Source organism: Streptomyces sp. TRM64462 (genome assembly GCF_013362995.1).
Taxonomy (GTDB): Bacteria; Actinomycetota; Actinomycetes; order Streptomycetales; family Streptomycetaceae; genus Streptomyces.
Genome location: NZ_JABWDV010000075.1, coordinates 1 through 22565, shown reverse-complemented (window position 1 = coordinate 22565; position 22565 = coordinate 1). Strand labels below are relative to the sequence as shown.

17 protein-coding genes and 1 pseudogene are annotated in these 22565 nt (G+C 71.9%); 7 read left to right on the top strand and 11 right to left on the bottom strand.

Annotated features, from left to right (window positions below):
- The 3 genes and pseudogenes from HTZ82_RS03415 to HTZ82_RS03405 all read right to left on the bottom strand — a co-directional run.
- A pseudogene (locus HTZ82_RS03415) lies at positions 1–323 on the bottom strand (hypothetical protein); the annotation flags it as partial.
- Positions 324–562: 239 nt separating this feature from the next.
- A complete protein-coding gene (fusA, locus tag HTZ82_RS03410; protein WP_175407752.1) occupies positions 563–2641 on the bottom strand; it encodes an elongation factor G in 2079 nt (692 codons plus the stop codon).
- A gap of 442 nt (positions 2642–3083) precedes the next feature.
- Positions 3084–4241, bottom strand: a complete 1158-nt coding sequence (locus HTZ82_RS03405) for an amidase domain-containing protein (protein ID WP_175407751.1) — start codon at positions 4239–4241, stop codon at positions 3084–3086.
- A gap of 231 nt (positions 4242–4472) precedes the next feature.
- On the opposite strand from HTZ82_RS03405, the gene HTZ82_RS03400 reads away from it, so the two are divergent.
- Positions 4473–6545 (top strand): transglycosylase domain-containing protein, encoded by a 2073-nt coding sequence (locus tag HTZ82_RS03400; RefSeq protein WP_175407750.1) that lies wholly within the window; start codon positions 4473–4475, stop codon positions 6543–6545.
- Between the two features lie 39 nt (positions 6546–6584).
- Here HTZ82_RS03400 and HTZ82_RS03395 read toward each other — a convergent pair whose 3' ends face one another.
- The 3 genes from HTZ82_RS03395 to HTZ82_RS03385 all read right to left on the bottom strand — a co-directional run bounded on the left by HTZ82_RS03395 (position 6585) and on the right by HTZ82_RS03385 (position 9567).
- Positions 6585–7916, bottom strand: a complete 1332-nt coding sequence (locus tag HTZ82_RS03395; protein ID WP_217623620.1) for a hypothetical protein — start codon at positions 7914–7916, stop codon at positions 6585–6587.
- A 269-nt stretch (positions 7917–8185) separates the two neighbouring features.
- Entirely contained in the window at positions 8186–8443 is a 258-nt protein-coding gene (locus HTZ82_RS03390) for a chaplin (RefSeq protein WP_175407749.1), read from the bottom strand.
- 110 nt (positions 8444–8553) lie between these two features.
- Complete coding sequence (locus HTZ82_RS03385) at positions 8554–9567, bottom strand: LacI family DNA-binding transcriptional regulator (protein ID WP_309235289.1); 1014 nt, start codon at positions 9565–9567, stop codon at positions 8554–8556.
- Between the two features lie 165 nt (positions 9568–9732).
- On the opposite strand from HTZ82_RS03385, the gene HTZ82_RS03380 reads away from it, so the two are divergent.
- Complete coding sequence (locus tag HTZ82_RS03380) at positions 9733–10890, top strand: Gfo/Idh/MocA family protein (protein WP_175407747.1); 1158 nt, start codon at positions 9733–9735, stop codon at positions 10888–10890.
- Positions 10891–11158: 268 nt separating this feature from the next.
- On the opposite strand, the gene HTZ82_RS03375 is transcribed toward HTZ82_RS03380, so the two are convergent.
- The 5 genes from HTZ82_RS03375 to HTZ82_RS03355 all read right to left on the bottom strand — a co-directional run bounded on the left by HTZ82_RS03375 (position 11159) and on the right by HTZ82_RS03355 (position 16258).
- Positions 11159–12181, bottom strand: a complete 1023-nt coding sequence (locus tag HTZ82_RS03375) for a Gfo/Idh/MocA family protein (protein WP_175407746.1) — start codon at positions 12179–12181, stop codon at positions 11159–11161.
- Between the two features lie 34 nt (positions 12182–12215).
- Positions 12216–13133, bottom strand: coding sequence for a sugar phosphate isomerase/epimerase (locus HTZ82_RS03370; RefSeq protein WP_175407745.1), 918 nt, complete (start codon positions 13131–13133; stop codon positions 12216–12218).
- 124 nt (positions 13134–13257) lie between these two features.
- Entirely contained in the window at positions 13258–14097 is an 840-nt protein-coding gene (locus HTZ82_RS03365) for an ATP-binding cassette domain-containing protein (protein WP_175407744.1), read from the bottom strand.
- A gap of 5 nt (positions 14098–14102) precedes the next feature.
- The gene (locus tag HTZ82_RS03360; RefSeq protein WP_175407753.1) at positions 14103–15215 is read right to left on the bottom strand and encodes an ABC transporter permease; all 1113 of its coding nucleotides are present in this window, start codon (positions 15213–15215) and stop codon (positions 14103–14105) included.
- A gap of 5 nt (positions 15216–15220) precedes the next feature.
- On the bottom strand, positions 15221–16258 hold the full coding sequence (locus HTZ82_RS03355; RefSeq protein ID WP_175407743.1) for a substrate-binding domain-containing protein: 1038 nt from the start codon (positions 16256–16258) through the stop codon (positions 15221–15223).
- 271 nt (positions 16259–16529) lie between these two features.
- On the opposite strand from HTZ82_RS03355, the gene iolC reads away from it, so the two are divergent.
- From iolC to HTZ82_RS03330, 5 genes are all read left to right on the top strand, one after another.
- On the top strand, positions 16530–17513 hold the full coding sequence (gene iolC, locus HTZ82_RS03350) for a 5-dehydro-2-deoxygluconokinase (protein ID WP_175407742.1): 984 nt from the start codon (positions 16530–16532) through the stop codon (positions 17511–17513).
- 44 nt (positions 17514–17557) lie between these two features.
- Positions 17558–18436, top strand: coding sequence for a deoxyribose-phosphate aldolase (locus tag HTZ82_RS03345; protein ID WP_175407741.1), 879 nt, complete (start codon positions 17558–17560; stop codon positions 18434–18436).
- Between the two features lie 23 nt (positions 18437–18459).
- Complete coding sequence (gene iolB / locus HTZ82_RS03340) at positions 18460–19344, top strand: 5-deoxy-glucuronate isomerase (RefSeq protein ID WP_175407740.1); 885 nt, start codon at positions 18460–18462, stop codon at positions 19342–19344.
- 11 nt (positions 19345–19355) lie between these two features.
- Entirely contained in the window at positions 19356–21233 is a 1878-nt protein-coding gene (gene iolD, locus HTZ82_RS03335) for a 3D-(3,5/4)-trihydroxycyclohexane-1,2-dione acylhydrolase (decyclizing) (protein WP_175407739.1), read from the top strand.
- 29 nt (positions 21234–21262) lie between these two features.
- Positions 21263–22565: CoA-acylating methylmalonate-semialdehyde dehydrogenase (locus HTZ82_RS03330; protein ID WP_175407738.1), on the top strand; the 1303-nt coding region annotated here is incomplete at its 3' end.

Here is a 22565-nt window from a genome sequence, read left to right as displayed (position 1 = left end):
GGCGACGCCGACGGCGACGCGGAGGGGGACGCGGACGCCCCGGAGGGCAGCGGCGTCGTCCGGGGCGTGGCGCTCGGCGACGACAGGCCGCGGTGCCGGGGCGCGTCGGCCCGGACCGGGATACGGTCACCGCCCGGCGCGACCGGGCTCAGCGCGCCCGGCTCCGTGCTGCGCAAGGACTCCGGCCGCTGCGGCGCCCGGCCGCCCTCGTGGGACGGCTGGAACGCCAGGGCCAGGGCGCCGGCCACCCCCATGGCGGTGGTCGCCCTCACCACGGTGAAACGGGCGCCGCTCGCCCTGCGCGGTTGCCTGTGCTTGCCCATGGGGTGCCTCCGGGGCCCGAGTTGTGCGATCCGACGGTCGGAACAATGGGCTGTCCGGGGCGAAAGTGACGGCCGATGCGTACAACCCGGCGTCCTGTGGCGAAGTTGCTACACACGACACGGCCCGTCGGTTCGCCGCGCACCTGAGACGCGCCCCGGCCGAGGACGCCGGGGGCGGGACGGGGAGGGCCCCGCCGTTCCCTGGCGGGGCCCCCTCGTGGCCGTACGAACGGCCCTGCCTACCGCGTCAGCAGCTGACGCGACACCCCCTCCGGCACCGGCGCGTACCCGGCGGGCCGGGTGGTGAAGGTGCCGCGGCCCTGGCTGCGGCCGCGCAGGCGGGTCGCGTAGCCGAACAGCTCGGCCAGCGGCACCGTCGCGGTCACCACCGTCGTACCGGCCCGGCCCGTCGAACCGGTGACCCGGCCGCGCCGTGCCGCCAGGTCGCCGAGCACCCCGCCCACGGCGTCGTCCGGCACGGTCACCGTGACCTCGGCGACCGGTTCCAGGAGCGCCATCGCGCACGCGTCCCGCAGGGCGTCCCGCAGCCCGAACCGGCCCGCCGCGCGGAACGCGAGCTCCGACGAGTCCTTGGAGTGCGTCGCCCCGTCCACCAGCGTGACCCGCAGCCCGGTCACCGGATGCCCGCCGAGCGGCCCCTCCGCCAGCGCGTCACGGCAGCCCGCCTCCACGGCCCGTACGAACTCCGGCGGCACCCGCCCGCCGGTCACCGCCGACCGGAACGCGAACGACCCCGCCGCACCCGGCGCGAGCTCCAGCGGCTCCACGTCCAGCACCACATGGGCGAACTGCCCGGCACCGCCGTCCTGTTTGACGTGCCGGTACACCACCCCCGACACGCCGCGCGCCACGGTCTCCCGGTACGACACCCGCGGTCGGCCGACCGCGACCTCCAGGCCGTGGCCGCGGCGGACCTTCTCCACCGCGACCTCCAGATGCAGCTCGCCCATCCCCGACAGCACCGTCTGTCCGGTCTCCGGATCGCTCCGCACCACCAGCGACGGGTCCTCCTCGACCAGGCGCCCCAGCGCCGAAGCCAGCCGCTCCGTGTCCAGGCTCCGCCGCGCCTCGACCGCCACCGACACCACCGGCTCGGCCGTGCGCGGCGGTTCGAGCACCAGCGGCGCCCCGGGCGCGCACAGTGTCGTCCCGGCGCGTGCCGCCTTCAGCCCCACCACGGCGACGATGTCCCCGGCCACCGCCGCGTCCACCTCCGTGTGCCGGTCGGCCCGCACCCGCAGGATCCGGCCGATCCGCTCTGTACGCCGTGTCCCCATGTCCAGCACGGTGTCCCCCTTCCGCAGCGTGCCCGCGTACACGCGCACGTACGTGAGCCGTCCGGTGGCCGTCGACTGCACCTTGAACGCCAGCGCCGCGAACGGCGCCGCCGGATCCGCCGCACGCTCCTCCACCGCGCCGTCGAGGGCGCCGCGTACGGGAGGAACGTCCAGCGGCGACGGCAGATACGCCACGACGGCCTCCAGCAGCGGCTCGATCCCGCGGTTGCGGTACGCCGAACCGCACAGCACCACGACGGCGTCACCGCTGCGCGTCAGATCCCGCAGCGCGGCCGCCAGCGTCCCGGCGGACAGCGAGGACTCCGCGCAGAACTCGTCCAGGGCGCCCGCGTGGAGCTCCGCCACCGCCTCCTCAAGGAGCGCGCGCCGCCGCAGCGCTTCCTCGCGCAGCGCCTCGGGCACCGGGCCCTCCTCGTAGGTGTCGCGGCCGTCCGCCCACACCAGCGCCCGCATCCGCAGCAGGTCCACGACGCCGGTGAAGCCGTCCTCGCGCCCGATCGGGAGCTGCGCGACCAGCGGGACCGTGCCGAGGCGTTCCCTGATCGACGCGACCGCCGCGTCCAGGTCGGCGCCCGCGCGGTCCAGCTTGTTGACGAACGCGATCCGCGGAACGCCGTGCCGGTCGGCCTGCCGCCACACGGCCTCGCTCTGCGGCTCGACACCCGCGACCGCGTCGAACACGGCGACGGCGCCGTCCAGTACGCGCAGCGAACGCGTCACCTCGTCGGAGAAGTCGACGTGCCCGGGGGTGTCGATGAGGTTGATCCGGTGACCGTCCCAGACGCAGCTGACCGCCGCCGCGAAGATGGTGATGCCACGGTCGCGCTCCTGCGCGTCGAAGTCCGTGACGGTCGTGCCGTCGTGGACCTCGCCCCGCTTGTGCGTGGTGCCGGTGAGGTACAGGATCCGCTCGGTGACGGTCGTCTTGCCGGCGTCGACATGGGCGAGGATGCCGAGATTCCGTACGGTGGTGAGCTGGTCGATGAGTGCGGTACGCACGGCCCAGGGCCTTTCGTGATGAGGTGAACTCGTCAAAGGGCGGCGCGATTTCCACGACGAGCCCCGCCGCGCGCCGTGCGGACGCGTGCGTCGTGCGGGGCGTTTTTTTGGGGGGAGTCTCGTCGTGGGCAGCCGGTGCCGGCCGCGCAGCGGGCACCGGGCTTACGAGGACACCAGGATCACGTCGTACCGTGACGGGGGAGCGACGACAGCGGTGCGGTACCGCATGGCCGGACTCCCCTCGTTCGTACGTCACCGGTCGGAGCGCCGCGGCGGTGTCGCGATGTCGCGATGTCGCGGGGCGGCGCGCACGGCGAGTGTAGGGAGCGCGCCCGCGCGGGTGCACCGGGTTTTACGCCCCCGGGAGGAACGGCGAGGCCGGCGGGCCGGGGTGCACCCGAGGCCCGCCGGCCTGCCGCTGGATCAGCCGGACCTGACCGGATCAGGTGCGGTACGCGTAGTACGCGGCGTTCGGGTACGACGCGATGATGCTCGCCACCGACTTCCGGTACGTGTTCACGGAGTGGTACGTCAGGTACGGCACGCCGGTCCAGCCGCGGTAGCTGACCACCATGGTGTGGTCCTTCGAGCCGTTCCGGTCGAAGTCCATCTGCATGATGTCACCGACGTCCATCTGGTAGACGTTGGCGAGGTTGGTCGCCCGCTTCTGCGACAGCGTGAACCACGACCACTCGTCCGCGCCGACCCACGACGTCGACTGGTACGAGTCGCCGTACCACCAGGTGCGGTAGTCGTTGTAGCTGCCCGGCGCGTGCTGCCAGCCGCCGGCCTTCAGCGACTGGGAGACGAAGTTGGTGCAGTCGCCTCCCATGTCGTTGAACTTGCGGTAGGCCGGGTTGTAGTTCTGCCAGTACTTCTCCGCGTAGGCGGCCATGGCCCGGTAGTCGTACGTCCCGGAGTCGAGGTTCTTCGGGGCGCTCGCGGCCGGCCAGGACGTGGCGGCCGGCGTGGCCTTCGGCAGGGCGTCCGTCGTCGCGACGCGCGCCGCCACCGGGGCGGGCTGGTTGATCGCCAGCGGCCCCGAGTCCGTCGGGCGGATGCCCGTCAGCTCCCAGCCGCCGGCCGAGCCCCGCTTGAAGTTCAGCTCGTGGTGCGCCTGGAACCCGGTGGTCCCCGGCTCGTCACCGCGGATCTTCTTGTATGTGAGGGTCGTGGTCTCCGTCACCTGGACCAGGGCCCGTTCCCCCAGGACCCGGACCCTGTCCACGGCGACGCGCGTGTCCGCGCCGCTGTACGCCTCGCCGAGCACCGCGAGACGCGCCTTGCGCGCCTTCAGGTCGGCCAGGCCGCCTCCCTCGGCCCGCGCCAGGGCGGCGGCGACGCGTATGCCCCGGTCCTGCCGCAGTGCCGTCCGGGAGGAGGGACCGCGGTCCAGGAGCGCCGCCGTACGATCGCTCAGCACGGCGTCCGCGAGCCGCTCGAACGACGCGGCGGTCGCGCCGTCCACCGTCGTCCGCACCCGCTTGTGCGCGGTGCCCTTGTACCACGCGGCGTCGGCGGACGCCGGCGGGGCGACCACGGCCGACAGGACCGCGGCCGACGCCGCGGCCACGACGAGTCTGAGTGTCTTTCGCTTCATTGCTTCCCCTTGTCACCCCGGCCCGACACGGCCGGGACACGGAATCCTCGCATGAACTCCTCGGATATGGACAGAAAGTGAGACTCCCTGATACCGACCGCCTGGGCGTTATGTCCCGTCGTGGGGGGTGGTGGGAGAAGTCGCGCCGGACCGTACGTAAGGTGGGCCCCGTTCGAGGGGGTGCGCCGGACTGACCGCCGCACCTACTGCACGCCTTGGGGGGAACATTTCATGGGTAAGCGGGGAAAACGCCCGGAGCGGGGGAGACGGGCGGCGCGTACGGCGGGGAGGGCGCGCACTCCGGTCACGGCCGCCCCCTGGGCGCAGCGGCTGCTGCCGCTGCTGCGGCGGGCGCGGCCCCGGTATCCCCGCCCCGGGCGGACGGGGTACCGGCGCTGGATACCGTCCTGGCGCCAGACGCTGGGCCTGTTCGGCACATGCACCGGCGTCCTGGTGTTCCTGGTGGCACTCGCGTACTGGACGACGGAGATACCCGACGAGCCGAACGCCTTCGCCACGCAGCAGGACAACGTCTACTACTGGGCCGACGGCACCAAGATGGCCAGGACCGGCTGGGTCAGCCGGCAGGAGATGCCGCTGGAGAAGGTGCCCGAGGACGTCCGCTGGGCGGTGCTCGCCGCCGAGAACGCCAGCTTCTACTCGGACCCCGGCATCTCCCCGTCCGGAATTCTGCGCGCCGTGTCCCGCATGCTCGGCGGCGGTGAGACACAGGGCGGTTCCACCATTACGCAGCAGTATGTGAAGAACGTCTACCTGACCCAGGACCAGACGCTTTCCCGCAAGTTCGACGAGATGATGCTGGCCCTCAAGCTGGACAACAACTTCAGCAAGGACGAAATCCTGGAGGGATATCTCAACACCAGCTGGTTCGGCCGCGGCACGTACGGAATCCAGCGGGCGTCGCAGGCGTACTACGGAAAGGACGTCTCGCAACTCAACGCCAGCGAAGGCGCGTTCCTCGCGTCCCTCCTGAAGGGCGCCGGCCTGTACGACCCGACGCTCAGCCCGGCGAACCGCGAGCGCGCCGTCGAACGGTGGGAGTGGACCCTCGACCGCATGGTCGAGATCGGCCGGCTCACGCCCGCCGAGCGCGCCGCGTTCACGAAGTTCCCGGAGCCGACCGAGGCCACCGGCGGCCGCACCGACAGCGGCCAGCAGGGCTACATCACGGAGCTGGCCAAGCAGTACATCACGCGGGTGGCGAAGGTCCCCGAGAAGGAATTCGACCTCGGCGGCTACCAGATCTACACGACGTTCGACAAGAAGAAGACCGAAGCGCTCGACAAGGCGGTCCGTGAGGCCCGCAAGGATCTCGACCCGAAGAAACGGGAGAGCGACGCGTTCGTACGGACCGGCGCCGCCACGGTCGCCACCGACGGACGTATCGTCGCCCTCTACGGCGGGCCCGGCTTCCTCAAGCAGGGCTTCAACGAGGCCAACGCGGTCACCGTCCCCGCCGGCTCCGCGTTCGCGCCCATCGTGTACGCCGCCGCCCTCACCGACGGCGTCGTACGGGAACGGGAGGCGCCCCGCACCCCCGTCACCCCCGAGACCCGCTACAACGGGCAGCACAACGCGTCCGTCATGACCCCCGAAGGCCCCTACTGGGACCGCAACGGCAAGGTCGTGAAGGGCAAGAACGACGGCGAGAAGGACTGGGGCACCAGGATCACGCTGCGCAGCGCCCTGGTGAACTCCGTCAACTCCACGGTCCTGCAACTCGGCATGGACGTCGGCCTCGACCGGCTGCGCGTCCACTCCCGGAACGCCGGCCTCCTCGCGGACAGCCTCGGCCCGCAGGTGCCCGGCCTGGCCCTCGGCAACTCGACGCCCAGCGCCATCCGGATGGCCACGGCCTACAGCACCTTCGCCTCCGGGGGCGTCGCCGCCGAGCCGTACTCGGTGCTCCGGGTCACCCGTAACGGCTCGGAGATCCCCCTGCCCGCGCACACGACGCGCCGGGCCTTCCCGGAGAAGGTCGCCGCCCAGGTCACCGACGCCCTCGAAGGCGCCGTCGCCGAGGGCACCGGGCGCGACGCCCGCATCCCGGGGCTGCGGCCCGCCGGCAAGACGGGAACCACCGACGACAACAAGGCGGCCTGGTTCACCGGCTACACCGGCGCGGAGGCGACCTCGGTCGTCATGTACCGGATGGACCTCAGGAAGCTGGAACTGATGCCCCTCGACGGCACGGCGGGCTCCATCGAGGGCATGCCGGGCAACTCGATGCCCCTGGACATCTGGCGGGACTACACGGAGGCGGTGGCGGCACCGCGCTCCTGACGGGGCGCGCGCCGCTGCCGCGCGACCCTCACGCGGCGGTCACTTGACGACGTTCTTCCAGAGGGGCGCCTGCGCCGGGTCCAGCCCGCGCAGGCGCTCCAGCACCGCCGGGTCCTGGGCGTCCAGCCAGTCCGCCAGCTCCCGGAACGACACGCACTTGACGTCCTCGCGCGGGCACACCTCCCGCATGACGTCCTCCACGGCCTTCATGTAGATGCCGCCGTTCCACTGCTCGAAGTGGTTGCCGATGAACAGCGGGGCGCGGCTGCCGTTGTAGACCCGGTTGAAGCCGTTCATGTACGCCTCGCGCGTGGTCTTCTCCCACGTCGGGTACATCGCCGGGTCGCCGTCGGTCTCACCCTTCGACTGGTTGTAGAGGAAGTTGAAGTCCATGGCGAGGACCTGGATCTCCTTGCCCGGGTAGGGCAGCATCTGGAGCGGGAAGTCCCATATCTCGCCCTTCTTGCGGGGCCATATCTGGAAGTCGCCGGGGGAGCTGGCGTCGTAGCGCCAGCCGAACTGCTCGATGGCGGGCAGCAGCGTCTTCTGGCCCTCCAGGCAGGGGGCGCGGCCGCCGACGAATTCACGGTCGGCGTCGAACGGCAGCGCCGGGAGATCCTCGTAGCCGGTGTTCGTCTTCCACTTCTTGACCATGTCGTAGGTCTGCTGGATCTCGCTCTTCCACTCGTCGACGCTCCAGTCGTCGCCGCCCTTCTCGCCGCAGAAGTGGCCGTTGAAGTGCGAGCCGATCTCGTGCCCGTCCTTCCACGCCTTGCCGAGCTGCTCCAGCGTGGTCCTGATGTGCTCGTCCGTGGGGTACGAGATGGCGGCGGCGCCGCGTTCGTGCTGCGGCGGGTCGTAGAGGTTCTTCTTCGACTGCGGCAGGAGATAGATGCCGGTCAGGAAGAACGTCATATGGGCGTCGCTCTCCTTCGCGACCTGCCGGAAGTGCGAGAACAGGTGGTCGTCGCCCTCCAGGGCGCCGTCCCAGGAGAAGACCACGAACTGCGGAGGCTTCTCACCCGGCTTGAGCTTCTCGGGCTTCAGCTGCCCCGGCTGCGGGCCCGTGTACGACGTGGAGCCGTCGCCCAGGACCTTCACCTTGCCGTCCCAGGGCTCCTCCTCGCCCTTGGCTCCCTTGGCGCCGTTCGCCGACGGCTGCCCGTCGCCCCCGGCACCTGCGGCGCTGTCCTTGCCGCCGCCCCCGGCACCGCCGGCCGTCGTGTCGTCGTCGCCCGTCAGGAACTTGCCGAGGACGAAGGCGATCGACGCGAGCACCAGCACCGAGACGGCGACGACGGCCGTACGGGTGCGGGTGCGTGCGCGGCTGCGTGCCCGCCTGCGGGCACGTCCGGGGGTGCTTCGAGTCATCTGACGCTTCTCTCAGAAGGAGGGAAAGTCGTACTTTGGTCCAAGGTGTCGATCTGAAATATAGAACGGGTATCTGACAGCCGGCGGTTGGGGTCGTGACCGGGGCCGGTGGCACACAGAGAGCAGAAACCGATTTCTCCTCGTTCGCACCCGCACCACGGCCCACCGCCACGACCCCATCCCCGACGGCGTCGCGGCCCTGCGCGCCCTGGGCGCGGAAGCCGGCTGCGGCGTGGCGGAGGACCGGTGGTACGAGGCGAAGCCGCCCGCTACCTGCCGTTGACGCAGACGTTGCCCTGCGGCTGGTTCTGCCCGGTGGGCGCGGCGGGTGAGGACGCGTCCCACTGGTTGCCGCAGTGGTTGACCGGGCGGTGGTCGGGGCGCTGGACGATGTTGCCGTCGCTGTTCCCGATGCCGAACGGGCTCCACGGCGTGTCGTCGGCCGCCGCGCCGCCGACGGTGGCGGTGAGTGCGGCGAAGGTGGTGACGGCCAGGGCCGATGCGGTGAGCAGGGTGCGGAGTCGCATGGTGTCCTTCCCTTCCTGTTCAGGGACACGAGGTGCGACGCACACTGTGGCGGAGCCGCCCCGCACCCGGCCGCGCATTGCGCCGTGCGGGGGCGTGGCACCCGCCGGGCTCAGCCGCGCGGCGGAGCACCCGTCGTACGGCGGATCTCCAGCGACGGGCGGGACAGGTGGACGCCGCCGGGCCGGGCGCGGTCCGCGAACCGGTCCAGGAGGCACCGGGCGGCCCGCCGGCCCACCTCGTGGCCCGCGTTGTCGACGGTCGTCAGCCACACATGGCGCAGCTGGGAGATGCTCGTGTTGTCGTAGCCGACCAGCGACAGGTCGCGCGGCACGCGCAGGCCCAGTTCCTCGGCCGCCGAGAGGACGCCGATCGACGCGATGTCGTTGACCGCGAACACGGCCGTTGGGCGGGCCCGCCCGCCGAGGAGCCGGACGGCGGCGCGGTAGCCGCCCTCCTCGGTCATGTCGCTGGGCTCGACGACGGCCTCCTCCGCCAGGCCATGGGCGCGCATCGTCTCTTCGAAGCCGCGCCGCCGCAGCTCACCGACCTTGCCGTAGCCGGCGACGTGGGCGATCCGGCGGTGGCCGAGGCCGACCAGGTGCTCGGTGGCGAGCCGCGCGCCCAGCTCGTCGTCCCCGGCGATCACGTCGACGCCCGGCAGCTCCGGCTCGCGGCTGCCCGCGACGACCACGGGCATACGGGCGGCCGCCGCGTCGAGGGCCGCGGGGTCGGGGAGGACGCCGACCGCGATCAGGCCGTCCACCTGGAGGTCGACGAACGGCTGGGCGAGGTCCTGTCCGGCCCTGCGGTTGAGGCGGCCGTCCGAGAGGAGCATGTGCAGGCCGTTGTCGTGGAGGAGCGAGTTCAGGCCGTCGAGGAGGTCGACGTACCAGGGGTTGCGCAGGTCGTTCAGGAGGACGCCCACCGTCCGGGTGCGCTGCTCGCTCAGGCTGCGCGCCGCCGCGTTGGGGCGGTAGCCGAGCTCCTCCATGGCGGCCAGCACGGCCTGCCGCTTCTCGGGGCGCACCTGGTCGGAGCCGCGCAGGACCAGGGAGACCAGGGACTTGGACACCCCGGCGCGCTCCGCGACCGTGCGGATCGTGGGCCGCTTGGCCGTCGCCACGTGCTGCCTCCTGCTGTGCGTCACCCGGAGTGGATCGGATCGGTCCATCCGCTGGGGTGCCAGTCTGGCAGGGCCGCAATCGTCCCGTCAAAGGTCTTGACAGGCGCATCCCTGCGTCCCAGGGTACAGGGGACAGTGCTTTGGACCGATCCAAGTAGGCATTCCATGGAGAACGACCTCAACGTCGCCGTCGTCGGATTCGGCTGGATGGGGCGCGTCCACGCCCAGGCGTACAGCCGAGTCCTCCACCACTTCCCCGACCTGCCCGTACGACCCCGCCTCCGCACGGTCAGCGAGGACGTGCCCGGCCGGGCCGAGGCCGCTGCGGCGCAGTACGGATTCGCCGGCACCGCCCGCGACTGGCGCGAGGTGGCCGCGGACCCCGCTGTGCGGGCGGTGAGCATCACGACCCCCAACTTCCTGCACCGCGAGATCGGCGTCGCCATGGCCGAGGCGGGCAAGCACATCTGGATCGAGAAGCCCGTCGGCCTCACCACCGCCGACGCCCGCGCCGTCGCCGACGCCGTCGAGAAGGCCGGCGTGCAGGGCGCCGTCGGCTTCAACTACCGCAACGCGCCCGCCGTCGAGACCGCCCGCGCCCTGATCGCGTCCGGCGAACTCGGCACCGTCACACATGTCCGCTTCCGGTTCCTCAGCGACTACGCGGCCCACCCCGATGGCGCCCTGACTTGGCGTTACGAACGGGAGCGCGGCGGATCCGGAGTGCTGGGCGACCTCGCGTCGCACGGCGTCGACCTGGCCCGCCACCTGCTCGGCGACATCGCGTCACTGGTCGCCGACACGGCCGTGTTCCTGCCCGAGCGCGCCCGCCCCGCCGGCGCCACGGCGGGCCACACCCGGGCCGCGGGCGGCGCGATGGGCCCGGTCGAGAACGAGGACCACGTCTCCTGCCTGCTGCGCTTCGCGTCCGGCGCGCGCGGCGTGCTGGAGGCCTGCCGGGTGTCGGTGGGGGAGCAGAACAACTACGGCTTCGAGGTGCACGGCACGAAGGGCGCCGTCTCCTGGGACTTCCGCCGCATGGGCGAGCTGCGCGTCAGCCGCGGCACCGCCTACCAGGACCAGCCCGTCACCACCCTGTACGCGGGCCCCGGCGACGGCGACTACGCCGCGTTCCAGCCCGGCGCGGCCAACAGCATGGGCTACGACGACCTCAAGGTCATCGAGTGCCACCGCTTCCTGCGTTCCGTCGCCGATGGCACGCCGTACGGCGCCGGGCCGCGGGACGCCGTGGCGAGCGCGGCGGCCCTGGACGCCATGCTGGAGTCGGCCCGGAGCGGCACCTGGGTCGCCGTCGCACCGTAGGCCGCGGCGCGCACCGCAGGCCGCGGCGCGCACCCGCACGCGCCGTCTCCGCCGGGCGGTTCCACAGACCGAAGGCCCAGGTCGTCGACCTGGGCCTTGGGTGAGCGTCCCGTCGAAGCCCGCCGCCTTCAGCGTCGAACGCGTCGGCCAGATGGACGTGCGTGAGCAGATCACCGCGTACGCGACGATGCCCGGCGCGTCGTCACCGATTCGATCCACTCGTATCCCAACTCGGCCTCACGAGCCGATCCTCCGGAGTCGGTCGTCGTCAGCGGTACAGGGCCGGGCGCTCGACGAGGTCCACCTCGACGCGGCGCCCCTCGGTCTGGGCGCGGACGCCCGCCTCGCAGACCGCGGCCGCGGCGTAACCGTCCCAGCAGCTCGGCCCGGTCACCTCACCGCGCCGGGTCGCGTCCACCCAGGCCTGCACCTGCCGGTCGTACGCCTCCTCGAACCGCTCCACGAACCCGGGCGCCACGGAACCGCCCCACCGCCCGGCCGTGTTGACGAGCAGCCCGTGCGCGTCGCCGATGCGGGCCGTGCCGTTCTCGCAGACGGCCTCCGCCTGCACCTGGTAGCCGAAGCGGCAGTTGACGTTGATCTCCACGTCCACGAGGGCGCCGCCGTCGGTCTCGAAGACGACGAACTGCGGGTCGTGCAGCCCCTCGGGGGCGTTGGCCGAGGCCCTCGCGGGCCGCATGACGGTGACCGCCGTGATCTCCTGGTCCAGGAGCCAGCGCGTCACGTCCATCTCGTGGACGACCGAGTCGTTGATGATCATGGCGTTGGTGAAGCCGGGCGGCGTCGACGCGTTGCGGTGCCGGTTGTGCAGCATCAGCGGCCGCCCCAGCTCGCCGCTGTCGAGCAGCGCCTTGAGCCGCACGTACTCGGCGTCGTACCGGCGCATGAAACCGACCTGCACGAGCCGGTGGCCCCGCTTCTGCTCGGCCTCCAGGACCCGCAGCGCGGACGCCGGGTCCGGCGTCAGCGGCTTCTCGCACAGCACCGGCAGGTCGTGCGCGAAGGCGGTCAGCAGCGCCGCCTCGTGCGCGGGACCCGGCGACGCGATGAGCACGGCGTCGACGTCGGGCGCGGCCATGGCCGCGGCCGGGTCGGTGTACGGGGTGCAGCCGTCGACGCCGTCGGCCACCGCCTTGACGCGTTCGGCATCGACGTCCACGACGGCGGCGACCCGCGCCCCGCTGATCACCTCGTCGATCCGGCGTACGTGGTCGGCGCCCATCCGGCCCGTTCCGATGACGGCCACACCGAGCGTTCCGCGCTGAGTCATGTTCGAGAGTTCCCTTTCGGTGGGGAGGGGCCGGTCAGGCGCCGCAGGAGCGGAGGAACCTGCGGGTCCGTACGGCGATGGGCAGCGGCTGGTCCGGCGGGCACGGGTACATGTCCTGCTCGACGATCGCGAACAGGTCCACGCCGAGGCCCTGGGCGGCCGTCAGCACCGGCTCCAGGGCCGGTACGCCGCCCGGCGGCTCGCACATCACGCCGCGCCGCACGGCCGGACCGAACGGGACGCCGTTCTCGACGACGTCGGCGAGGATCTCCGGGTCGACCTGCTTGAGGTGCAGATAGCCGATGCGCTCCCCGTACGTCTCGATCAGCTTGACGCTGTCGCCGCCGCAGTACGCGTAGTGCCCGGTGTCCAGGCAGAGGTTGACGAGGTCGCGGTCCGTCGAGTCGAGGAACCGTTCGACGTGTTCCTCGGTGTCGATGTGGGTGTCCGCGTGCGGGTGCACGACGATGTCGAGCCCGTACGTCTCGCGGACCTGGTGGCCGAGCCGTTCCGTGCCCTTGGTGAGGTGGGCCCACTGCTCGGCGGTCAGCTCGGACGGCTCGATGATCTCGGCGGTCTTGTCGTCCCGCCAGAACGACGGGATGACGACCAGGTGCCGCGCGCCCATGGCCTGCGTGAGGGCGGCGACCTGGCTGACGTGCTCCCAGGTGGACTCCCACACGGAGGGCCCCCGGTGCAGGGAGGTGAAGACCGTGCCGGCGGAGACCTTCAGGCCGCGCCTGCCGGTCTCGTCGGTGAGCCGGGCCGGGTCGGTCGGCAGGTATCCGTACGGGCCGAGCTCGATCCACTCGTAGCCGGCGTCGGCGACCTCGTCCAGGAACCTCTCCCACGGCACCTGCTGCGGGTCGTCGGGGAACCAGACGCCCCACGAGTCGGGGGCGGAGCCGACCCTGATGCGGTCCAGGGACGGGGTGCTGGGCGTGGTGTCCATGCGGCGTGTCCTTTCACCCGGGCGGGTGCGCGTACGGAGAAGGGGGAGGCGGAGAAGGGGGAGGCGGGGGAGAGGGGCGGGGAGCGGGGAGCGGCGGGGCGTCCGGCCGGGTCGCGGGCGAGGGTCAGGCCGTGGCCTCGACGTCGGAGTCCTCCGGGAGCTCCTCGGTCGCCACGCCGGTCACCTGTGCCAGCTCGTGCTTGAGCGCGGCCAGTTCGGCGCCGCCCGCCATGCGGTTGGTCAGCTCTTCGAGGCTGACCTCGCTGCGGTCGGTGTTCAGCTCCATGGTGCCCAGGCGCAGCACGTTGAAGTGGTCGCCGACCATGTAGGCGTGATGCGGATTGTGGGTGATGAACACGACGCCGAGGCCACGGTCGCGTGCGGCGGCTATGTACTTGAGCACCACACCGGACTGCTTGACGCCCAGCGCGGCGGTCGGCTCGTCCAGGATCAGGACGCGCGCGCCGAAGTAGACGGCGCGGGCGATGGCGACGGACTGCCGCTGGCCGCCGGACAGCGTGCCGATGGGCTGGTCCAGGTCGTCCAGAACGACGCCCATGGCCCGCAGCTCCTGGTCCGCGGTCTCCTTCATCCGGGCGATGTCGAGGCGGCGCAGCGGCCAGGGGCCCCGGGTCATCTCCGAGCCGAGGAAGAAGTTCCGCCACACGGGCATCAGCGGCACCGTGGCGAGGTCCTGGTAGACGGTGGCGATGCCCCGGTCCAGGGCCTCGCGCGGCGTGGAGAGCCGGACGGGCTCCCCGTCGATCAGGAACTCGCCCTCGGTGTGCTGGTGCAGCCCCGAGATGATCTTGATGAGGGTGGACTTGCCGGCGCCGTTGTCGCCGAGGACGCAGGTCACCCGGCCGGCGCGGACGGCGAGGTCGACGCCGTGGAGGGCGCGCACGTTCCCGTACGCCTTGCCTGCGCCGCGCAGCTCCACCAGGGGAGTCTCGTTCGTTGTCATGGGGATCACCTCCGGGTCGCCGTGCGGCGGACCCACAGATTGACGAGGGCGGCGAGCAGCAGCATCACGCCGAGGAACGCCTTGAACCAGTCGGGGTTCCAGTTGGCGTAGACGATGCCCTGGGAGACCATGCCGAAGATGAAGGCGCCGATGACCGGGCCGATCGCGGAGCCGTAGCCGCCGGTGAGCAGACAGCCGCCGATGACCGCGGCGATGATGTACAGGAACTCGTTGCCGACGCCCTCGCCGGACTGCACCGTGTTGAACGAGAACAGCAGGTGCATACCGACGAACCAGGCGCCGGCGCCGACGCCCATGAAGAGGGCGACCTTGGTGAGGTTCACCGGGACGCCGACGGCGCGGGCACTGTCCTTGTTGCCGCCGACCGCGAAGATCCAGTTGCCGAACCTGGTGCGCAGCAGCAGCCAGGTCGCGGCGGCCGCGAACAGCAGCCACCACACCACGGTCACCTTCACCTGGACGCCGGCGACGGAGAACTCGGAGGCGAAGACCCGCTGGGCCTGCGCGAAGCCGTCCATGTCCCGGATGGAGTCCGTCGCCACGTTGCCCGTGAAGATCTTGGTGACGGCGAGGTTGGCGCCCTGCAGGATCAGGAACGTGCCCAGCGTGATCAGGAAGCTGGGCAGCCCGGTCCTGATGAGCATGTAGCCGTTGAACGCGCCGATGGCGAGGGAGGTCACCAGGGCGACCACGACACCGGTCCACACGTTCATCGAGAGCTGGAAGCTGAGCATGCTGGCGGTGAGCGCGGAGGCGGTGACCGCGACACCGGCGGAGAGGTCGAATTCGCCGCCGATCATCAGCAGGGCCACCGGCAGGGCCATGATGCCCATCACCGACGCCTGGTACAGCACCGTGGCCAGCGCGCCGGCGTCCCGGAAGGCGGGGGCGACGGAGAAGAAGAACGCGTACACGCCGATCGCGGCGATGAGCGCGCCGATCTCGGGGCGGGCCATGAGCCGGCGCGGCAGGGAGCGGCGTACCGTGCGGCCGTCCTTCTGCGGGGCCCCGGGGGCCCCCGCGGCCGGCGAACCGGCCGCGGGGGAGGCGGGGGAGGACGCGGCGGGCGTGGAGCCCGACGTCGTCGCCTGGGTCATCGCCATCACCGGGTTCCCTTCGCGGCGAACGCGGCGATGGCGTCGGCGTTGTCCTTGTCGACGAACGCGGGTCCGGTGAGGACGGGCGCCACGCCGCCGCCGCTGTAGTTGCCGTTGTGCCGGTAGAGCCACAGGGCGTCGACCGCGAGGTAGCCCTGCAGGTAGGGCTGCTGGTCCACGGCGAACTCCACGTCCCCGCTCTTGACGGCCGCGACCAGCTCCTTGTTGAGGTCGAACGTGGCCACCTCCGCCTTGCTGCCCGCGTCCTTCACCGACTGCACCGCGGTGAGCGCGAAGGGGGCGCCGAGGGTGACGACGCGGTCGATGGCGCCGTCCTGACGGAGCTTGGCCGTGATGGTGGACTTCACGGACGGCATGTCGGTGCCGTTGACGTACAGGTTCTCGGTGGTGCCCTTGAACGTCTTCTTCACACCGGCGCAGCGCGCCTCCAGGGCGACGTGGCCCTGCTCCTGGATGACGCAGACGGCCTTCTTGGCCCCCACCGTGTTGAGCCTCTCGCCGAAGGCCTCACCGGCGACCTGCTCGTCCTGCCCGAAGTACTCCAGCAGGCCCTGCTCCTTCCAGGCGTCGATGCCGCCGTTGAAGCCGACGACGGGTATGCCGGCCGCCTTGGCCTTGGCGACGACGGCCTTCATCGCGTCGGGCTTGGCGAGGGTGAGGGCGATGCCGTCGACCTTCTGGTCGATCGCGTTCTGCACCAGGTTCGCCTGGTTGGCGGCGATGGGGTCGGAGGAGTAGACGAGTTCGACGTTGTCCTTGGCGGCGGCCTGCTGGGCGCCCTTGCGGATGAGATCCCAGAAGGTGTCACCGGGGGCCGCGTGAGTGATCATCGCGACCTTCATCCGGGGAGTGTCGGCCTTCCCGGCGGCTGAGCCGGAGCCGGTGCTCTCCTGGGCCTGCTTGCCTCCGGAGCTGCTGGAGCATCCGGTGATCACCAGAGCGGACGCCACGGTCAGGGCGGCCAGGGCGGCGAGTCTGCGGGGGCGGGGCTGAAACGGGCGGGAGGAAAACCTGCGGTCCATCGGTCCTGCACCTCATTGCGCGACAGGGGGATGGGCGGGGCGGGCCCGGGGGAGGAGGGTCCGCGAGAAGCCCGGGACATCAGCCGCGGCTGGGCGGCGCGGCTGTTGGGACGGGATACAAGCCCGTGGGGACGCCACCTGTCAATACTTTGTTAAGACATCATTTCAGAAGCAGGTGAGAATGTCTGTACAAACTATTGACAGGGCTTCGGGTGAGGTCATAAACCTTGGACAACCCCAGCCCAGGCAGCACGCATCAGGAGCGACGCGCATGGCCGATTCCGCCGAGACCTTCGATCTGATCACCATGGGACGGGTCGGGGTCGACATCTACCCCCTCCAGACCGGCGTACCGCTGCCGCGGGTGGAGAGCTTCGGCAAGTTCCTCGGAGGGTCCCCCACCAACGTCGCCGTCGCCGCCGCCCGCCTCGGCCGCACCGCCGCCGTCATCACCCGCACCGGCGACGATCCGTTCGGCACGTACGTCCACGAGGCACTCAAGGAGTTCGGCGTCGACGACCGCTGGGTCACCCCGGTCGCCGCCTACCCCACACCGGTCACCTTCTGCGAGATCTTCCCGCCGGACGACTTCCCGCTCTACTTCTACCGCCAGCCCAAGGCCCCCGACCTGGAGATCCACCCCGGCGAACTGGACCTCGACGCCGTCCGCCGCGCCCGGATCTTCTGGATGACCGGCACAGGACTGAGCGCCGAACCCAGCCGCACCGCCACCCTCGCCGCCCTGGAGGCGCGGAACAAGGCCGGTGAGGCCCCGGCCGCCACCGTCTTCGACCTCGACTGGCGGCCGATGTTCTGGAAAGAAGGGGCCGGGGACGACCCCGCCGAGGCCCGTACCTACTACACCGAGGCCATGCGCCACGCCACCGTCGCCGTGGGCAACATCGACGAGTGCGAGATCGCCACCGGCGTACGCGAACCCCGCGCCTGCGCCCAGGCACTCCTCGACGCCGGCGTCGAACTCGCCGTCGTCAAACAGGGACCCGCCGGCGTCCTCGCCGTCCACCGCGACGGCACCACCGCCGAGGTCCCGCCCGTCCCCGTCGACGTCGTCAACGGACTCGGCGCGGGCGACGCGTTCGGCGGCTCCCTCTGCCACGGACTGCTCGCCGGCTGGGACCTGGAGAAGACCGTGCGGTACGCCAACGCCGCCGGCGCCATCGTGGCCTCCCGGCTCGCCTGCTCCTCCGCGATGCCCACCGCGGCCGAGCTCGACGCCCTCATCGCCCGCGGCTGACCCGCGGCGCCGCCCGCGCCGCCGTCCCTCACACGGAGCCCGTCTTGACCATCAGCATCTCCGAGCTCGCCACGGTGCGGGCCCGGCACCCCGAGGCCATCGCCGAAGCCGCGGCCCGCCGCACCCGCCGCCCCCTGATCGGCGACAGCGGCCGCCTCATGGTCGTCGCCGCCGACCACCCCGCGCGCGGCGCCCTCGCCGTCGGCGACGACCGCCTCGCCATGGCCAACCGCGCGGACCTGCTCGAACGGCTGTGCACCGCGCTGTCCCGGCCCGGCGTCGACGGTGTGCTCGCCACCGCCGACATCCTGGAGGACCTGCTCCTCCTCGGCGCCCTGGACGACAAGGTCGTCATGGGCTCCATGAACCGCGGCGGCCTCGCCGGCGCCCGCTTCGAGCTCGACGACCGCTTCACCGGCCACCGCGCCGAGGACATCGCCCGCCTCCGCTTCGACGCCGGCAAACTCCTCATGCGGATCGACTACACGGACCTCGGCTCCCTCACCACCCTGCACACCACCGCCCGCGCCATCGACGAGATGGCCGCACTGCGCCTGCCCGTCTTCGTCGAACCGTTCATCTCCCACCGGAGCGACAGCGGCGTACGCAACGACCTCAGCGCCGAGGCCGTCACCCGCTCCATCGCCATCGCCTCCGGCCTCGCCGGCACCTCCGCCTACACCTGGCTCAAGCTGCCCGTCACCGAGAACCCCGACGACATGGCCGCCGCCCTGGAGACCTCCACCCTCCCCGCCGTCCTCCTCGGCGGCGAGGTCGGCAAGGACCAGGACGCCGCGTACGAGAAGTGGCGCAAGGCCCTGCACCTGCCCACCGTCCAGGGCATGGTCGTCGGCCGCTCCCTCCTCTACCCCGCCCACGGCAGCGTCGAGGACGCCGTGGACACCGCCGTCGGCCTGCTGTGACCCGGACCAGTGAGGACCCGCCCATGACCACCACCCCGTACCACCTGCCCGCCGGCAAGGCCGCGAACGGCCCGTACGCCGTCGACATCACCCCCGAGTCCGCCGGCTGGGGCCACTCCAGCCTCCGCGTCCTCGAACTCCCGCCCGGCGGCCGGCACTCCTTCGACACCGGCGACAGCGAATGGATCGTGCTGCCGCTGAACGGCGGCTGCACCGTCGCCGCCGACGGACAGACGTTCCGGCTCACCGGCCGCCCCGACGTCTTCAGCGCCGTCACCGACTTCGCGTACGTCCCCCGCGACGCCCAGGTCTCCGTCACCTCACGCGACGGCGGCCGCTTCGCCCTCACCGGCGCCCGCTGCGACAACCGGCTCACCGCCCGCTACGGCCCCGCGTCCGCCGTCCCCGTCGAACTCCGCGGCACCGGCGACTGCTCCCGCCAGGTCAACAACTTCGGCGCGGCGGACGTCTTCGACTGCGACCGGCTCATCGCTGTGGAAGTCCTCACCCCGGGCGGCAACTGGTCCTCCTTCCCGCCGCACAAGCACGACGAGCACCGCCCCGGCGAGGAGTCCGAGCTGGAGGAGATCTACTACTTCGAGATCGCCCCCCACGACGGCACCCCCGGCCTCGGCTACCACCGCGTCTCCCCGTCCGGGCACGGCCGCAACACCGACGTACTCGCCGAGATCCGCGACGGCGACACCGTCCTCATCCCCGACGGCTGGCACGGCCCCTCCATCGCCGCCCCTGGACACACCATGTACTACCTCAACGTCATGGCCGGGCCCGGAGCCGAACGCGCCTGGCTCATCTGCGACCACCCCGACCACACCTGGATCCGCGACACCTGGCCCGGCCGGCCCGTCGACCCCCGCCTCCCCCTGTACACCGCCCCGTCCCAGTGAGGTAACCACCGATGAGCCAGTTCACGCGCCGTCTCACCGTCGCCCAGGCGCTGGTGCGCTTCCTGTCGGCGCAGTACACCGAACGCGACGGCGTACGGCACCGGCTGATCGCCGGCACGTGGGGCATCTTCGGCCACGGCAACGTTGCCGGACTCGGCCAGGCACTCCTGGAGGCCGGCGAGGACACCATGCCGTTCCACCAGGGCCGCAACGAACAGGCCATGGTGCACGCCGCCGTCGGCTACGCCCGGCAGCTCAACCGGCTCTCCGCCATGGCCGTCACCACCTCCATCGGCCCCGGCGCCACCAACCTCGTCACCGGCGCCGCCCTCGCCACCGTCAACCGGCTGCCCGTACTCCTCCTGCCCGGCGACTACTTCGCCAGCCGCACCGCCGACCCGCTGCTCCAGCAGCTCGAACACCCCGTGTCGGCCGACGTCTCGGTCAACGACACGCTCCGCCCGGTCTCCCGGTTCTTCGACCGGATCACCCGCCCCGAGATGCTGATGCCGTCCGCGCTCCAGGCGATGCGCGTCCTCGCGGACCCCGCCGACACCGGCGCCGTCACCCTCGCCCTCCCGCAGGACGTGCAGGCCGAGGCGTACGACTGGCCCGAGGAGTTCTTCGCCGACCGCGTCTGGACCGTACGCCGCCCCGCGCCCGAGCCGGGCGAGCTGGCCGAGGCCGTCCACGCCGTACGGGCCGCCCGCCGCCCCCTGATCGTCGCCGGCGGCGGCATCCACCACAGCGAGGCCGAGGACGCGCTCAAGGCACTCGTCGACGCCACCGGCATCCCCGTCGCCTCCACCCAGGCCGGCAAGGGCTCCCTGCGCCACGACCACCCCGCCGACCTCGGCGGCATCGGCCACACCGGCACCGCCGTCTGCGACGACATCGCCCGCACCGCCGACCTCGTCATCGGCGTCGGCACCCGCTACACCGACTTCACCACCGCCTCCAGCACCCTCTTCGCCGACCCGGACGTACGGTTCCTCAACCTCAACATCACGCCGTTCGACGCCCACAAGATGGCCGCCCGCACCCTCGTCGCGGACGCCCGCGCCGGCCTCGCCGCGCTCACGGAGGCCCTCGCCGGACACCGCGTCGACCCGGCGTACGAGGCGGAGTACCGCGCCGGCAAGGAACGCTGGGACCAGGTCGTCGCCACCGCCTACCGGGCCGACGACGACAGCGCCGTCCCCACCCAGACCCAGATCCTGGGCGTCCTGGACGCGGTCGTCGGCGACGAGGACGTGGTCGTCAACGCCGCCGGCTCCCTCCCCGGCGACCTGCACAAGCTGTGGCGCGCCCGCTCGCCGCGCCAGTACCACCTGGAGTACGGCTACTCCTGCATGGGCTACGAGATCCCCGGCGGTATCGGCGTCCAGCTCGCCGCGCCCGGCACACCCGTCTGGTCGCTGGTCGGGGACGGCACGTACCTGATGATGCCCACCGAGATCGTCACCGCCGTCCAGGAGGGACTCCCCGTCAATCTGGTCCTCATCCAGAACCACGGCTACGCCTCCATCGGCGGCCTGTCCGAGCACACCGGCGGCGAGCGCTTCGCCACCGACTACCGCTACCGCGCCGCCGACGGCACCTTCACCGGCGACCCGCTGCCGCTCGACCTGGCCGCCAACGCCGCGAGCCTCGGCATGGACGTCATCCGCACCAGGACGGTCGGGGAGCTGCGCGACGCGCTGCGGACCGCCCGCGCCTCCGACCGGCCCACGTGCGTGTACGTCGAGACGGACATCCTCAACCCCGGCTCGCCCGGCGCCGAGGCCTGGTGGGACGTCCCCGTAGCGGAGGTCGCGTCGCGCGAGGCCGCCGTCGAGGCCCGCAAGACGTACGAAGCCCACGCCGCCGGCGTCCGCCGCCACCTCTGAGCACCTGTCACGAAAGGCCCGCACTCCCCATGAAGACCCTCACCCACTGGATAGACGGCAAGCCCGTCGACAGCACCTCCGGCCGCTTCGGCCCGGTCTACGACCCGGCCACCGGCGCCCAGGAGAAGCAGGTCGTGTTCGCCACCACGGAGGAGGTCGACGCCGCGGTCGCCTCCGCGAAGTCGGCGTACGCGACCTGGGGCACCGCGTCCCTCGCCCAGCGCACCGCGATCCTCTTCAGGTACCGGGAGCTGCTGGACGCCCACCGCGACGAGATCGCCGCGCTGATCACCGCCGAGCACGGCAAGGTCCACTCGGACGCGCTGGGCGAGGTGGCGCGCGGTATGGAGATCGTGGAACTCGCCTGCGGGATCACCGAGAAGCTGAAGGGCGAGCTGTCCACGCAGGTCTCCACCCGGGTGGACGTCGCGGCGATCCGCCAGCCGCTCGGCGTGGTCGCGGGCATCACGCCGTTCAACTTCCCGGCGATGGTGCCGATGTGGATGGTCCCGCTCGCCATCGCGTGCGGCAACACCTTCGTCCTCAAGCCCAGCGAGAAGGACCCGTCCGCCTCCTTCCGCCTGGCCGAACTGGCCACCGAGGCAGGCCTCCCGGACGGCGTCCTCAACATCGTCCAGGGCGACAAGGTCGCCGTGGACCGCCTGCTGGAGCACCCGGACGTGGCGGCCGTCTCCTTCGTGGGCTCGACCCCGATCGCCCGCTACATCCAGCAGAAGGCCGTCGAGCACGGCAAGCGCGTCCAGGCGCTCGGCGGCGCCAAGAACCACATGCTGGTGCTGCCCGACGCCGACCTGGACTTCGCCGCCGACCAGGCCATCAACGCCGCCTACGGCTCCGCGGGCGAGCGCTGCATGGCGGTGTCGGTCGTCGTCGCGGTCGGCGGCATCGGCGACGAGCTCGTCGGCAAGATCGCCGAGCGCGCCCGGAAGCTGCGGATCGGCCCGGGGAACGACCCGACGTCCGAAATGGGCCCGCTCATCACCCGCGAGCACCGCGACAAGGTCGCCTCGTACGTCACCTCGGCCGCCGCCCAGGGCGCGGAGGTCGTGGTCGACGGCACGGGACACCGCGTGGACGGCCACGAGGACGGCTTCTTCATCGGCGTCTCGCTCCTCGACAAGGTGCCGGTCACGGCCGACGCGTACCGCGACGAGATCTTCGGGCCCGTGCTGTGCGTGGTACGCGCCGAGTCCTACGACGAGGCCATCACGCTCGTCAACAGCTCGAAGTGGGGCAACGGCACCGCGATCTTCACCCGCGACGGCGGCGCAGCCCGCCGGTTCCAACTGGAGGTCGAGGCCGGCATGGTCG